Raw genomic sequence first — 13,806 nt, forward strand, 5'->3', positions numbered from 1 at the left:
ACATAGCTTTACTAGCAACATCCCAAATAAATATTACATAAGGAGCAAATCAAATGAAAAGACGTGACTTTTTAGGTAAAACCGCACTTGGCGCAGCAGCAGGCGTTTTGGCTGCACCTGCAATTGCCCAATCCATGCCCGAAGTAAAGTGGCGTTGTGCTTCTAGTTTTCCGAAAAGCTTAGACACCATTTATGGTGGCGGTGAGTTTATTTCCAAGCGCGTAGCCGCACTCACGGATGGAAAGTTTCAAATTCGTATTTTTGGTGCGGGCGAGATTGTGCCGGCTTTCGGTACCGTTGATGCTGTCCAACAGGGTACCGTGGAATGTACCCACACAGCAGGCTACTACTTTGTAGGAAAGAATAAAACTTTTGCGTTTGACACTACCGTGCCATTTGGCATGAACCAACGCCAACAAAATGCCTGGATGTATTGGGGTGGTGGCTTAAAACTTCAGCGCGAGTTCTTACGTGACTACAACATCATTTCTTTTCCTGCGGGTAACACTGGAACCCAAATGGGTGGTTGGTTTAAAAAACCCGTTAAGACCGTTGCGGACCTCAAAGGCCTCAAGATGCGTATTGCAGGCCTAGGTGGCGAGGTGATGGCCCGTCTTGGCGCTATTCCACAACAAATCGCAGGTGGTGATATCTACCCCGCCCTTGAGAAAGGCGTGATTGATGCAGCCGAATGGGTTGGGCCATATGATGACGAAAAATTAGGCTTCTACAAAATTGCGCCCTTTTACTACTACCCTGGTTGGTGGGAGGCTTGCTCGATGTACTCCATGTACGTCAACATCAAAGAATGGGAAAAACTTCCTAAGCAGTATCAAGAAGCTCTTGCTTCGGCCTGTGCTGAATGCAATATCGACATGATGGCTGAGTATGACTACAAAAATCCAATTGCCTTACAAAGCTTGATTAAGAATGGCGTCAAGTTGCAGTCATATTCCACGGAAATTATGAAAGCAGCATCAACGGCTGCCTTTGAAATGTATGAGGAAGAAGCCGCCAAGAATCCATCGTTCAAGAAGATATACGAACCTTGGAAAAAATTCCGCAATGATCAGATGTTGTGGAATAAGGTTGCAGAACAAACACTGATGAGCTTCATGCTAAGCAACCCAGTTAAATAAATTTCAGCGAGACGAGCAAAATGCCAAAACAATTTTTAGTTTTTGCAAATTTCGTTGATCGCCTGAATGACCGTTTTGGAGTTTTAGCAAGCTGGATGGTTCTTATCGCCGTACTGGTCAGCACTGGAAATGCGCTGATCAGATACGGCTTTAACATCAGCTCAAACGGTTGGTTAGAGGCTCAATGGTATTTGTTCGCAGGTATGGTGATGTTTGGCGCTGCCACTACATTTCGCCTAAATGAGCATGTCAGGGTTGACGTGCTTTATGCGCTTTATCCCAACAAAGCACGTCTTTGGTTAGATTTTTGGGGTGGAATTATTTTCTTCCTACCAATGACGATCATTATTGGCTGGTATTCCTGGGAATTTTTTATCACCTCAGTAATTCAAGCCGAAACCTCCAGCAATCCTGGTGGCCTCATTCGCTGGCCAGTGCGAGGCGTGATTACATTAGGTTTCTTTTTGTTAACCCTTCAAGGTATCTCTGAAATCATCAAACGCTATGCGGCCATTATTGGCATGATTCAGATCGATCCTAAGTACGAAAGACCCTTGCAATGATTAGTTATGATCTGATGGCCCCCATCATGTTTGGGGGCCTGATTGTATTTTTACTGATTGGATATCCTGCCGCATTCTCTCTAGGTGCTGTTGGCTTATTCTTTTCTTTTATTGGCATCGAAATGGGTATGTTTCAGCCCACTTTCTTGCAAGCGCTGCCAGACCGAGTTTTCGGAATTCTCTCGAATGATTTATTACTCTCGATTCCCTTCTTTACCTTCATGGGCGCGATTCTAGAGAAGTGTGGATTGGCAGAGGACATGCTTGAGGGCTTGGGTCAGCTGTTTGGTCCGATTCGTGGCGGCCTAGCATACGCAGTCATTATTGTTGGAGCAATTCTTGGAGCCATCACAGGAACAGTTGCGGCGTCAGTAATTGCCATGGGTCTTATCTCGCTACCAATCATGTTGCGTTATGGATATAACCCGCGCGTAGCCACTGGCGTGATTGCAGCATCAGGAACGATTACCCAACTGATTCCACCTTCACTTGTCTTGATTGTATTGGCAGATCAATTAGGTAAATCTGTTGGTGACATGTATGCCGGCGCGATTGGACCATCGATTATTCAAGTGGTCTTGTTTTGTTTGTTTATTTTCTTCTTATCCATTTTTAGACCACAAGATGTGCCAGCACTTCCGCCCGAGGCACGCCCAAAAATCGATTGGAAGCTCTTTAAGCGAATTTTGTGGGGGATCGTTCCATCAATCGCATTGATCTTCCTAGTGCTTGGCACCATCTTAATGGGCCTTGCGACTCCCACTGAGGGTGGCGCTATGGGGTCTGTTGGCGCATTAGTTCTTGCTGCCATGAACAAACGTTTAGAAAAGCCTTTGGTTTGGGAAGCCATGACTTCCACGATGCGCATTAATGCGATGGTGATATTCATTCTCATTGGATCCACTGTATTTGGCTTAGCATTCCGCGGCGTTGATGGTGACCTCTGGATTGAGCATCTCCTGTCCGGCTTACCAGGTGGTCAAGTGGGCTTCTTAATTGTGGTGAATGTGTTTGTATTCTTTTTAGCCTTCTTCTTGGACTATTTTGAAATTGCTTTCATCATCATTCCACTGCTGGCCCCCGTTGCAGAAAAACTTGGGATTGACCTCATTTGGTTTGGGGTGCTACTCGGTGCAAATATGCAAACCTCTTTTATGCATCCGCCCTTCGGATTTGCCTTGTTTTACCTGCGCGGGGTTGCACCAAAGTCGCTCAAGAGCTCTGACATTTACTACGGCGCACTACCATGGGTAGCTCTACAGCTGATTCTGGTTGCAATTATTATTTTTGTTCCAGAAACCGTTACTTATTTTGTCGATAAGCCAACAGCAGCAATCGATATCAATGCACCATCTATCGATCCACTAGCTGGAGTTGAACAAAATGAAATCACGGTAGACTCTAGTTCAGAAATCGAGCGTCAATTGCGAGAAAATAAATAAAAAATAAGTCCAATAAGAAGGGGTCTACATGCAGTCAAAGTGGGGTATTCGGGGGATGGCAGTAGCACCGCACTCCCTCGCTTCAGAATCAGCCTTAGCAGTTCTTCGCGAAGGCGGTAACGCATTGGAAGCCATGGTGGCTGCGGCGGCAACTATCGCTGTTGTTTATCCACATATGAATTCGATTGGTGGTGACTCCTTCTGGGTTATGCACTCTCCTGGCAAAGCCATGGGTGGAATTGATGCTTGCGGTGCTGCTGCTGGCTTGGCAACAAAAGAGTGGTACAGAGAGCGCGGCATTACCAAAGCAATTCCCTTTAGAGGTCCAGTAGCCGCCAACACGGTTGCAGGAACGATTTCTGGTTGGGGTGCTGCTCACAAACTTTCCAAGCAAGGCTTGGGAGGCAAGATACCGCTATCAAGATTACTGGCAGATGCCATTCACTATGCCGAAACTGGGGTGCCTGTTACTTACAGCCAATCCAGCCTGACAGCAAAAAAACGGGAGGAACTGAAATCAATTCCAGGGTTTGCGAAAACATTTTTAGTTAATGGAAAAGCACCGGCTGTTGGAAGCATATTTAAACAAGCACGCCTTGCAAAAACATTACGACAGATTGCTGAAAAAGGAACAGATGATTACTATCGCGGTGAACTTGCAGAGTTAATCAGCAAAGAACTGACTGATATTGGAAGCCCTCTTCGTTTAGCTGATCTCCATCGTCATCAAGCAAAGCTGATTGACCCACTCGAGCTTAAACACAGCATGGGTAATGTCTACAACATGATTCCGCCTACGCAGGGCGTGGTCTCTCTCATGATTGTTGGCATCTTGGACCAATTAAATCTGAAGCGCTTCAAAGTCGATAGCGCCGAATATGTGCATCACTGTGTTGAAGCAACTAAGCAGGCATTTAAGATTCGCGACCAATTTGTTACGGACCCTGCTTACATGACTAAGAATGCGCAATCATTCTTATCCCCAGCTTTTCTGAAAAAGCTTGCCAAGAATATTGATCCCGATAAAGCTTTACCTTGGGGTCAAGGTAAGGGTCCTGCCGATACGATTTGGATGGGCGTAATTGATGGTGAAGGCAACTGCGTTTCCTTTATCCAAAGCATCTATCACGAATTTGGCGCAGGCATTGTTCTACCTAAGTCTGGAATTAATTGGCAGAACCGTGGTTGTAGTTTTTCTCTGGATCCAAAAACACTCAATCATCTTGAGCCCTATCGCAAACCATTTCATACACTGAATCCAGCCATGGCTTTATTTAAAGATGGTCGCTCAATGGTGTACGGCACTATGGGTGGTGATGGTCAACCGCAAACTCAATGCGCGGTTTTCACTCGCACGGCCACTTATGGGCTTGATCCACAAGATGCCATTAGTCGTCCCCGCTGGTTATTGGGTCGCACTTGGGGGCAGACAAGTGACAGCCTCAAACTCGAATCTCGCTTTAGTCCATGGGTTGCAAAAGAGTTACATGCTTTGGGTCACGAAATCGAAATGCTTGATGCATTTGATGAGACAGTTGGTCATGCAGGCTGCATCATTCGTGAACCCTCAGGAATACTCCGTGGCGGATGGGATCCGCGCAGTGATGGTGCAGTTAGCGCGTTTTAGTAATAAACAATTTGGGCACGCGCAGATCCCAATGAATGGCAGCTGCGCGCAATCCAAATATCCCCAACATACAGAGCACAGAACCCTCGACTGTAAATTGAGGTAAAAAATTCAGAATCAAAACGTAAACGCAACACCCCAAAGTCACAGGGATGGCATAAAGTTCGTGCGACATGATGAGGGTTTTTCTTCCAGCCAAAACATCTCGGATTAAACCACCACCAATGGCGGTAATCACACCCAGAATCACGGGAGCAACCGGTAGCCCGAAATTCATACTGGATGCTTTATCAGCACCTTGTATTCCAAAAAGGGCCGCACCAAAACCATCGATGTAAAGCATCCAACGATAAATTTGCGGTTGCGTAAAAAAAGATTCGGCAACAAATGTCAGAACACTTGCTCCAAGAGCAAGCCAAACGTATATTTGATTCTCAGACCAAAAAACAGGGGCTTCCAAAATAATGTCGCGAATAGTGCCACCCCCAATCGCAGTGATTAAGCCCAACACCAATACGCCGAAAAGATCGACTCCGCGATCCGCAATCGCCAATACGCCAGTTACCGCAAATGCCATGGTTGCGATGACGCCAACCCAAAATTGAATATGTTCCATAAAGATCAGTCTAAAACACTTTAAATAAACTTCATCCAAATGCATTGCCCTGCATATACTGAGAGCAACTTATTGATTAAAACCGTAATATGACCACGACCTCAAATTCCAAGCCTAGGCTTTATAGCTTTTGGCGCAGCTCAGCCGCATTCCGTGTTCGTATTGCCTTAAACCTTAAGGGCATCCCCTACGACACCATTCCAGTTCACCTTACTAAAAGTGGTGGCGCACAATTTAGTCCAGACTACTCAGAAAAGAATCCAACTCATCTAGTGCCCCTATTTGAAGATGGCAAAGTCAGTATTCATCAATCGCTGGCTATTATTGAGTATCTAGAAGAGATGTACCCCAGCCCATCTCTTTTACCCCCATTACCAAGTGATCGTGCTTGGGTTCGATCTTTGGCAATGGATATTGCTTGTGATATTCATCCCATTAACAATTTGCGCGTACTACGATATCTAGTAAAAAATGTTGGCAGCACCAATGAAACAAAAGATGCTTGGTATCAGCACTGGATAGAGTTAGGTCTAAACAGTTTAGAAAAACAACTCAGCGCCGATACTCGTGTTGGGCGATTTGCATCCGGGGATCAACCGGGACTGGTTGAAGTTTGTCTAATACCCCAGTTATTCAATGCACTCAGTAGCGGTATGGATTTGAGTATGTATCCGACTCTAGTCAAAATTTTGCACGAGTGCTTAAAGTTGCATGCTTTTATGGATGCCTCTTGGGAGAAGCAATTAGACGCAGAAGGCTCAAACCCCAGCATTCCACCACAAAAATAAGGATAGCGTTAATAAAGAGCCAATCGTAGTAATTAATACCACTCGCGATATCACACTGCTATCAGCCTTGTAATACTGAGCCAACATAAAAGGGCCCGTACCTGTTGGAAGTGCACTCAAAATCACAATCGCATTTAACCAAAGTGTTGGCAAGTTTAAGATGGGCCCTGCAATCAACCAAGCAACTAGAGGTTGGAAAACTAACTTCGCAATGCTGATACCCCATGTCTGACTAGCCGAGGCTTTGCTCTTTTGCAACAGAAACAATCCAATTGATACCAAAGCGCACGGTGTTGCCGCAGCCGCCAAGAAAGTAATCACTTGGGCAATAGGCTCATATAAGGTTTGGCCAGAGGATGCCCACAGCAAACCGGCAACTGGTGCAACCAACAATGGATTGGCACAGAGTGACTTCAATACACTGAACAATATCTCATGATGTTTTTTATGCGACAGAATATCGATCTCGATTAATACTGTTACTAATGCAAACATTACAAACACAATAAAAGTTGAAATGATTGCAGGAGCCATTCCCTCTTGGCCCAATGCAAGAGCGCAAAGCGGTATACCCATGTAGCCCGTATTTGAGTAGGACGCACTTAATCCATGAAAACTTGCCGCAGCTAAATCTTTGCTCTTACAGTAGCTAATGACAAGAACTGCTATAAAAACAATGAGGCAGCTAAAGAAAAAGGCGGCTATAAAGCCTGGCTGCCAAAGGGTTTGCCATCCGCTATTGGCGGCAAAATTAAAAAGCTGTGCTGGAAGTGCCAACCAAACGACAAATCGGTTCAGCTCAATCGAGGCACTTTCTCCTAACTTACCAGTACGCCCGCAAACATACCCAATCAGTATGAGTGCAAAAACTGGAAGGACTACATTGAATACGTAGAGCAAAGGAACAATTGAATAGAATTAAGAAATCTTTTTTAGCGTCTTCTGATAGCGTTGCGCATTTTTCACATAGCGTGCCGCGATCTCCCCAATCCCAGAAATTTGTTCAGGACTTAGAGCTTTCACTGCTTTTGCAGGTGACCCAATAATCATTGAGCCATCGGGAAATTCTTTCCCCTCGGTTACGAGAGCACCAGCACCAACTAAGCAATGTTTGCCAATTTTTGCGCCATTAAGAATCACTGCACCAATACCAATCAAACTCCCATCACCAATTTGACATCCATGCAACATGACTTTATGACCTACGGTGACATTCTTCCCAATGGTGAGTGGATAACCAGGATCAGTATGCAAAACAGATGCATCCTGTACATTGCTGCCCTCGCCTATCTGAATCAAATCGTTATCACCACGAATGACGACCTTGGGCCAAACGTTTGCATCTTTATGAAGTTCTACTTTGCCGATGACTTCAGCACTTTCGGCAACCCAAGCGCCCTCAGAGAGTTGAGGTGCATTTCCATCTAGTTCAAATATAGCCATGACCCATTATAGGTATGAATCAGGCTATATCAGTATGGCTCTTGAAATGACTTACCAGTTAGGTTCGCGATCTGGTGTGGCAGAAATGCGATGAACGCTTAAATCAGCGCCCTCAAACTCTTCCTCTTGAGACATCCGAATACCAATAACCGCCTTCAGCACACCATAGACTACAAAGCCGCCCACTAAGGCAATACCCACACCCATCAGACTACCAATCAGTTGACCTGTAAAAGTAATGCCACCGATTCCGCCAAGCGCCTTCGTTCCAAAAATGCCAGCAGCTAAACCACCCCAAAGTCCACACAATCCATGAAGAGGCCAAACACCCAATACATCATCCAACTTCCAACGGTTTTGGACTAGGGTAAACATATATACAAATAAAGCACCGGCAACCAAACCAACAAACAAAGCGCCAACTGGATGCATCAAATCAGAACCCGCGCACACCGCAACTAATCCAGCAAGCGGACCGTTGTATGCAAAGCCTGGATCATTACGTCCAATCACCCATGCAGCGAGTGTTCCACCAACCATTGCCATTAATGAGTTCAAGGCAACTAAACCGCTGATCTTGTCGATAGTTTGCGCGCTCATCACATTAAAACCAAACCAACCCACCGCTAAAATCCATGCGCCTAGTGCTAAGAAGGGAATGCTGGATGGCGGGTGCGCAGAGATTTGTCCTTCTTTGGTGTAACGGCCACGGCGAGCGCCAAGCAAGATAACAGCGGGCAATGCAATCCAACCACCAACAGCATGGACAACTACTGAACCTGCGAAATCATGAAACTCTTCGCCAGTGAAACCCTTAATCCATGCCTGAATACCGTAATGCTGATTCCACGCAATGCCTTCAAAAAAGGGATAAACGAAACCAACCAAAATAAAAGTAGCGATCAATTGGGGATTAAATTTCGCTCTCTCAGCTATGCCGCCAGAAATAATGGCAGGAATTGCAGCTGCAAAAGTAAGGAGAAAGAAAAACTTCACTAACTCGTAACCATTTTTTTCAGCCAGTAGTTCTGCACCCGAAAAGAAGTTCACTCCGTATGCGATGCTGTAACCGATGAAGAAATAAGCAATCGTAGAAACTGCAAAATCCACCAAGATTTTTACCAAGGCATTTACCTGGTTTTTCTTACGCACAGTACCTAGCTCAAGAAATGCAAAACCCGCATGCATTGCAAGCACCATGATGGCACCCAACAAAATAAATAGAGCATCACTGCCAGATTTCAAAATTTCCACTTGTTTCCCCCTTCTATTTTTTGCATCATTATGGGGAGTAAATAAACTTATTAAGGTGCAATATGCACTTTTTTAGTGCATATATCCTCTAGAATGATGGTTTATGATCGATTCACATTCACTTAAGGGAGAACCCATGAAGAAAGTCCTGATTTTTTTAACTGCTATCGCAGCGTTTTCTGGCTTGGCACAGGCACAAGGCAATGCAGGCGTTAAGGTTCTCAGCACACAAGAGCTGGTAAATGTCTGCAAATTACCTGCAAGCCCAGAATCTAGAAGCTTTTGTATTGGCTACTCGACCGCAATTTATGACACTTATTTGGCTACGCGTCATCCACAGCGCGCAAAACCATTTATCTGTGTAAAGCAACCTGCCCCATCCCGCGATGAAGTCATCGCTGATTTCGTGAAGTTTGGACAAGAGAATCCACAAACCGCTGACAAACCAGCAGCCGGTGTTTTCTTAGGTTTCTTGGCAGCGAAGTTTCCTTGCGCCAGAAAATAATCCGACCAATCCACTGAACTCAATTTAATTTAAAGGATCTGTTGATATGAAAAAAATTATCGCGATTACTGTAGCAACCCTTGCAATTGCTGGCTGCTCAAATATGAGCAATACTGAACAACGCACACTCTCTGGTGCTGGTATTGGCGCTGCAGCTGGCGCTATCGGTACCGCCATTTTCCATGGCAACCCAATCTGGGGTGCCGTTGGTGGCGCAGCTGTTGGTGCGGCATCAGGCTACATATATGATTCCTACAAAAAAGAGCAGGCATCTGAATACAACGCTGGATACAACGCTGGAAAAAATAACAAACCAGCAAACGCACCAAACTAATTACAAACTTACCTAACGCTTACTCTCAGCGTCACCAAAAACTACCCAGCTTGTATTAACTTACAAGCTGGGTTTTTATTTGGATATCACCTGCTAATGCTTTATGTATTGGGCATTTATTTGCAATTTCCATTAAGCGATTTTTTTCATCTTCAGTAAGATTGCCTTGCAACTGGATGTCGCGCGTGAATATTTCAACATCATTCGCACGTTCAATGTCTACCGTCACAATTGCATTTTCTAAGTTCATCGACTTACGACCCGCATACATTTTTAATGTCATGCTGGTACACGATGCTAATGCCGCTCCCAGATATTCATGGGGTGTAGGGCCAGTATCCTGCCCGCCATTGCTAGCGTAGGCATCGGATAGAAAATGCAAATCACCTGTTTGCAATTTCTGTTGTAGTGGCCCATTCCCAAACTGCGAAACTACTTTTCTCATACTGTCTCCAAAATAGATTAAATATTCATTAGCAAAACTTAACTCTTAGATGATTTTGATGGCTTCTCTGCGACCGGCAAATTGGCTTGTTTCCAGGCACTAAATCCACCTTCTAAATGACAGACATCAGGAAGACCCATGTCTTGCAATGTTTTCGTAGCAAGAGCAGATCGCCAAGCTGAAGCGCAATACAAAATGAAACGCTTGCCCTCCCCAAAAATGGGTTTGTAGTATGGGCTATCTGGGTCTACCCAAAACTCCAACATTCCCCGTGGGGCATGCAATGCGTCCGGAATCATTCCTTCGCGCTCAAGCTCTCGAATATCGCGAATATCTACAAACACCACATTCGAATCCTGGAGCAATTCTCGTGCCTGTTTTAGAGGAACAGTTTCAATTTTCTCCATGGCGGCATCAATTAACGCCCTATAACCAATCTTTAATTTCACCAAAATCTCCTAAAGTGACAATTCTCTTTATTTTTGAGTCACCTGCTAACATTCTCCTATGAACTTTACCCCTATAGAACTTGGTGCCAGCATTATTTTTGCAATTGCCGTTTTACACACTTTTTGCACTGGCTATTTTGAATCTCTATCAAAACGCTCGCCAAGACATGCAGGCCTTTGGCACCTCTTAGGAGAGGTAGAAATTGTATTTGGCTTTTGGGCGGCTGCCCTTGTTATATACATCTCTTTAATTGGAGATTTGCACACTGCTAAATCTTACTTAAACAAGCGAAACTTCACAGAGCCTTTGTTTGTTTTTGCCATCATGATCGTCGCCGGCAGCAAACCGATATTGCATTTTTCAACACAGCTACTCCATGCTGTAGCCAAGGTGTTAAAACGCTTGCTAGGGATTAGGGGTGCTCCAGCACTGTACTTTCTGACTCTCGGTTTAACACCACTTCTAGGATCCCTCATCACCGAACCAGCGGCTATGACCTTAGCAGCATTTTTATTGCGTGACCTTGTGTATCGGCATCAATGCTCCAAATCATTGCTGTTCGGCACCCTAGGTGTTCTATTTGTGAACATATCTATTGGCGGCACTCTTACAAATTTTGCTGCCCCGCCAGTACTCATGGTCGCTTCCACATGGGGGTGGAGCTCGGCATTCATGTTTACTAATTTTGGAATGGAATCCTGCATTGCCATATTCACCAATGCTCTTGTAGCAACTCTTTTATTTCATCGCCAGCTTGTTGATCCCTCCACATCAAGCCAGCAGGAAAAAATTCCATTGACTGTGATTGCGGTTCATTTACTATTCTTATTGGGAGTAGTGGTATTTGCACATGACCCCATTATTTTTGTATGGCTACTCTTATTCTTTATTGGTTACACCACCGCATATCCAAAATATCAAAGCCCACTCATTCTTAAAGAAGCATTGTTAGTTGGCTTCTTCTTAGCTGGATTAGTTGTACTTGGTGGATTGCAAGGTTGGTGGCTACAACCGATTTTAGAGATGATGAGTCCAACGGCTGTGTTCTATGGCAGCCTGGCTTTAACCGCAATTACCGATAATGCCGCCCTGACATATTTAGGATCATTGGTAACAGGTACTTCTCTAGATTTCAAACTCGCTTTAGTAGGCGGCGCAGTTGCAGGTGGTGGCCTTACGGTAATCGCAAATGCACCAAACCCGGCAGGCATCGCAATATTAAGAAATTACTTTCCTGGAGGCACAGTCTCTGCACTCTATCTCTTGATAGCCGCAATACCACCCACACTAGTAGCAATTGCTGCCTATCGACTGCTTTAGCTTCAGCAAACGCTATACACTGTAAAATCTGAGCTTCGCCCCCAGTTATAAATCTGAGAACGGCATATGAAAAAGCTCTATATCAAAACCTTTGGTTGCCAAATGAACGAGTACGACTCGGGCAAGATGGCCGACCTTCTCCATGCAGATGAAGGCATGGAAATGACCAACTCGCCAGAAGATGCAGATGTTGTTCTGCTTAATACATGCTCTATACGAGAAAAAGCGGAAGATAAAGTTTTCTCTGATCTTGGGCGACTAAGAGAACTAAAAAAAACAAGGTCCAACTTACTCATCGGAGTTGGCGGCTGCGTCGCCAGCCAAGAAGGTCAACAAATTATTAGTCGTGCACCCTATGTCGATGTTGTTTTTGGACCCCAAACTCTACATCGTCTAACCGATCTTATTGCCGAACGCCGCAAAACAGGAGTTCCCCAGGTTGATATCTCATTTCCAGAGATTGAAAAATTTGATCGACTACCAGCATCACGCCAAACTCGTGGCTCAGCATATGTATCGATCATGGAGGGTTGCTCCAAATATTGCAGCTATTGCGTTGTTCCATACACGCGAGGTGAAGAGGTATCGCGTCCCTTTGATGATGTTTTGACTGAAGTTGCTGGACTTGCTGCCAATGGAGTCAAAGAAATTGTTTTACTTGGACAGAATGTCAATGCTTATCGAGGCAAAATGGGTGACACTGCGGAGCTTGCCGACTTTGCTTTACTTATTGAATATATTGCCGAGATACCGGGAGTTGAGCGTATCCGTTTTACCACCAGCCATCCTAAAGAATTTACACAACGCCTAATTGATGTGTATGCCAAGGTGCCAAAACTGGTAAGTCATCTACATTTGCCAGTACAACATGGCTCTGATGCCATGCTATCAGCTATGAAGCGCGGCTATACGGCACTTGAATTCAAAAGCATTATTCGAAAAATGCGCGCAGTGCGCCCTGATCTAACCCTATCTAGCGACTTTATTGTTGGCTTTCCTGGCGAGACTGATGCTGACTTTGAAAAGCTTCTAAAGATGGTGCGTGACTTGAACTTTGATAACAGTTTTTGCTTTATCTTTAGTCCGCGCCCAGGAACCCCCGCAGCAAACCTAAGTGATAACACGCCATATGAAGTGAAATTAAAGCGCCTACAAACATTACTTGCCCTTGTTGAGGATCAAGCTAATCAGATTAGTCAAAAAATGCTGGGCAATGTTGAAACTGTTTTAGTTGAAGGTTTAGCAAAGGATGGGATTAATCTACAAGGCAGAGCTGAGAATAATCGCGTAGTCCACTTTGCTACCCCCACTGATGAAATTGAATCTCTCACAGGACAAATGGTTGATATCAAAATTACTGAAGTACTCAATTACACCCTCAGGGGTGAGATGGTAGAAGTACATGCCAGCTAAATTAATGATTGATCTTCAATTTGCTAGCGCAGCTCTTAAAAACGTTATTGAAAAGACTGCCTCGGAAGCGCTAATCAAAAAATGGATCAAAGGTACGGACGTAAAGTCAGGTTTAATTACCCTTCGGTTTGTAAATACAGCTGAAGGCAAAAAGCTGAATGCTTCTTTTCGCAAAAAAAATTATGCTACGAATGTGTTGACTTTTCCGTATGAGCGCTCAAAGGATAGTCTCACAGCAGACATCATTTTTTGCTTGCCCATCATTCAAAAAGAAGCAAAGGATCAAGAGAAGACATTAAAGGCCCATTTGGCGCATTTAATTATTCATGGATGTCTTCATGCTCAGGGTTACGACCATGAAAACCATCGGGATGCAAAAAAAATGGAAGCTCTGGAAATTAAGCTCCTTAAAACACTTGGATTTGCCAATCCCTACCTAAACGCATAATTTTCATTTGTCATCTTTC

Annotated in this window: 16 protein-coding genes; 10 read left to right on the forward strand and 6 right to left on the reverse strand. The window is 44.6% G+C overall.

Translation table 11 applies throughout. The annotated features are described in order from the left end of the window. The first annotated feature begins 53 nt into the window (after positions 1–53). Genes NHB35_RS09625 through ggt form a run of 4 tightly spaced genes read left to right on the forward strand, consistent with a single transcriptional unit; the run spans position 54 to position 4,771 of the window. On the forward strand, positions 54–1,139 hold the full coding sequence (locus NHB35_RS09625) for a TRAP transporter substrate-binding protein (RefSeq protein ID WP_353432141.1): 1,086 nt from the start codon (positions 54–56) through the stop codon (positions 1,137–1,139). 20 nt (positions 1,140–1,159) lie between these two features. Beyond that, positions 1,160–1,702: a TRAP transporter small permease subunit gene (locus NHB35_RS09630; RefSeq protein ID WP_353432142.1), complete on the forward strand. Its 543-nt coding sequence runs from the start codon at positions 1,160–1,162 to the stop codon at positions 1,700–1,702. Further along, a complete protein-coding gene (locus tag NHB35_RS09635; protein ID WP_353432143.1) occupies positions 1,699–3,144 on the forward strand; it encodes a TRAP transporter large permease subunit in 1,446 nt (481 codons plus the stop codon). The genes NHB35_RS09630 and NHB35_RS09635 overlap by 4 nt, the downstream gene beginning before the upstream one ends. Before the next feature lie 28 nt (positions 3,145–3,172). After that, the gene (gene ggt / locus NHB35_RS09640; RefSeq protein ID WP_353432144.1) at positions 3,173–4,771 is read left to right on the forward strand and encodes a gamma-glutamyltransferase; all 1,599 of its coding nucleotides are present in this window, start codon (positions 3,173–3,175) and stop codon (positions 4,769–4,771) included. Here the strand turns inward: ggt and NHB35_RS09645 are convergent. Continuing rightward, the gene (locus tag NHB35_RS09645; protein WP_353432145.1) at positions 4,758–5,387 is read right to left on the reverse strand and encodes a trimeric intracellular cation channel family protein; all 630 of its coding nucleotides are present in this window, start codon (positions 5,385–5,387) and stop codon (positions 4,758–4,760) included. The genes ggt and NHB35_RS09645 overlap by 14 nt on opposite strands. A gap of 89 nt (positions 5,388–5,476) precedes the next feature. Between NHB35_RS09645 and maiA the strand changes: the two genes are divergently transcribed. Then, entirely contained in the window at positions 5,477–6,175 is a 699-nt protein-coding gene (gene maiA / locus NHB35_RS09650; RefSeq protein ID WP_353432146.1) for a maleylacetoacetate isomerase, read from the forward strand. Here the strand turns inward: maiA and NHB35_RS09655 are convergent. From NHB35_RS09655 to NHB35_RS09665, 3 genes are read right to left on the reverse strand one after another with little or no spacing between them, the layout of a single operon-like run. Further along, the gene (locus NHB35_RS09655; protein WP_353432147.1) at positions 6,146–7,075 is read right to left on the reverse strand and encodes an AEC family transporter; all 930 of its coding nucleotides are present in this window, start codon (positions 7,073–7,075) and stop codon (positions 6,146–6,148) included. The two genes, maiA and NHB35_RS09655, sit on opposite strands and share 30 nt — an antisense overlap. An 18-nt stretch (positions 7,076–7,093) precedes the next feature. Beyond that, positions 7,094–7,618: a gamma carbonic anhydrase family protein gene (locus tag NHB35_RS09660; RefSeq protein ID WP_353432148.1), complete on the reverse strand. Its 525-nt coding sequence runs from the start codon at positions 7,616–7,618 to the stop codon at positions 7,094–7,096. A 51-nt stretch (positions 7,619–7,669) separates the two neighbouring features. Further along, positions 7,670–8,872 (reverse strand): ammonium transporter, encoded by a 1,203-nt coding sequence (locus tag NHB35_RS09665; RefSeq protein ID WP_353432149.1) that lies wholly within the window; start codon positions 8,870–8,872, stop codon positions 7,670–7,672. Between the two features lie 136 nt (positions 8,873–9,008). Here NHB35_RS09665 and NHB35_RS09670 point away from each other — a divergent pair, with 136 nt between their 5' ends. Beyond that, a complete protein-coding gene (locus NHB35_RS09670; RefSeq protein ID WP_353432150.1) occupies positions 9,009–9,377 on the forward strand; it encodes a Rap1a/Tai family immunity protein in 369 nt (122 codons plus the stop codon). A 46-nt stretch (positions 9,378–9,423) separates the two neighbouring features. After that, entirely contained in the window at positions 9,424–9,711 is a 288-nt protein-coding gene (locus tag NHB35_RS09675; RefSeq protein ID WP_353432151.1) for a membrane lipoprotein lipid attachment site-containing protein, read from the forward strand. A gap of 55 nt (positions 9,712–9,766) precedes the next feature. On the opposite strand, the gene NHB35_RS09680 is transcribed toward NHB35_RS09675, so the two are convergent. Together NHB35_RS09680 and NHB35_RS09685 are read right to left on the reverse strand one after the other, a co-directional pair. Further along, complete coding sequence (locus tag NHB35_RS09680) at positions 9,767–10,156, reverse strand: OsmC family protein (RefSeq protein WP_353432152.1); 390 nt, start codon at positions 10,154–10,156, stop codon at positions 9,767–9,769. Between the two features lie 38 nt (positions 10,157–10,194). Next, positions 10,195–10,605: a rhodanese-like domain-containing protein gene (locus tag NHB35_RS09685; protein WP_353432153.1), complete on the reverse strand. Its 411-nt coding sequence runs from the start codon at positions 10,603–10,605 to the stop codon at positions 10,195–10,197. A gap of 58 nt (positions 10,606–10,663) precedes the next feature. Between NHB35_RS09685 and NHB35_RS09690 the strand changes: the two genes are divergently transcribed. The 3 genes from NHB35_RS09690 to ybeY all read left to right on the forward strand — a co-directional run bounded on the left by NHB35_RS09690 (position 10,664) and on the right by ybeY (position 13,787). Further along, positions 10,664–11,926 carry a putative Na+/H+ antiporter gene (locus NHB35_RS09690; protein WP_353432154.1) on the forward strand — a complete coding sequence of 421 codons (1,263 nt, stop codon included), beginning with the start codon at positions 10,664–10,666 and terminating at the stop codon, positions 11,924–11,926. Between the two features lie 66 nt (positions 11,927–11,992). Continuing rightward, positions 11,993–13,339 carry a tRNA (N6-isopentenyl adenosine(37)-C2)-methylthiotransferase MiaB gene (miaB, locus tag NHB35_RS09695; protein WP_353432155.1) on the forward strand — a complete coding sequence of 449 codons (1,347 nt, stop codon included), beginning with the start codon at positions 11,993–11,995 and terminating at the stop codon, positions 13,337–13,339. Then, positions 13,329–13,787 carry an rRNA maturation RNase YbeY gene (ybeY, locus tag NHB35_RS09700; protein ID WP_353432156.1) on the forward strand — a complete coding sequence of 153 codons (459 nt, stop codon included), beginning with the start codon at positions 13,329–13,331 and terminating at the stop codon, positions 13,785–13,787. Before miaB ends, ybeY begins: the two co-directional genes overlap by 11 nt. Positions 13,788–13,806: the final 19 nt, after the last annotated feature.

The sequence above is a fragment of the Polynucleobacter sp. MWH-UH23A genome (genome assembly GCF_040409805.1).
GTDB lineage: Bacteria > Pseudomonadota > Gammaproteobacteria > Burkholderiales > Burkholderiaceae > Polynucleobacter.

Coding starts and splice junctions, on each gene's coding strand:
- NHB35_RS09645 (WP_353432145.1), bottom strand. CDS start 5,387: ATGGAACATATTCAATTTTGGGTTGGCGTCATCGCAACCATGGCATTT.
- NHB35_RS09635 (WP_353432143.1), top strand. CDS start 1,699: ATGATTAGTTATGATCTGATGGCCCCCATCATGTTTGGGGGCCTGATT.
- NHB35_RS09660 (WP_353432148.1), bottom strand. CDS start 7,618: ATGGCTATATTTGAACTAGATGGAAATGCACCTCAACTCTCTGAGGGC.
- NHB35_RS09680 (WP_353432152.1), bottom strand. CDS start 10,156: ATGAGAAAAGTAGTTTCGCAGTTTGGGAATGGGCCACTACAACAGAAA.
- NHB35_RS09630 (WP_353432142.1), top strand. CDS start 1,160: ATGCCAAAACAATTTTTAGTTTTTGCAAATTTCGTTGATCGCCTGAAT.
- ggt (WP_353432144.1), top strand. CDS start 3,173: ATGCAGTCAAAGTGGGGTATTCGGGGGATGGCAGTAGCACCGCACTCC.
- NHB35_RS09670 (WP_353432150.1), top strand. CDS start 9,009: ATGAAGAAAGTCCTGATTTTTTTAACTGCTATCGCAGCGTTTTCTGGC.
- NHB35_RS09675 (WP_353432151.1), top strand. CDS start 9,424: ATGAAAAAAATTATCGCGATTACTGTAGCAACCCTTGCAATTGCTGGC.
- miaB (WP_353432155.1), top strand. CDS start 11,993: ATGAAAAAGCTCTATATCAAAACCTTTGGTTGCCAAATGAACGAGTAC.
- ybeY (WP_353432156.1), top strand. CDS start 13,329: ATGCCAGCTAAATTAATGATTGATCTTCAATTTGCTAGCGCAGCTCTT.
- NHB35_RS09625 (WP_353432141.1), top strand. CDS start 54: ATGAAAAGACGTGACTTTTTAGGTAAAACCGCACTTGGCGCAGCAGCA.
- NHB35_RS09690 (WP_353432154.1), top strand. CDS start 10,664: ATGAACTTTACCCCTATAGAACTTGGTGCCAGCATTATTTTTGCAATT.
- maiA (WP_353432146.1), top strand. CDS start 5,477: ATGACCACGACCTCAAATTCCAAGCCTAGGCTTTATAGCTTTTGGCGC.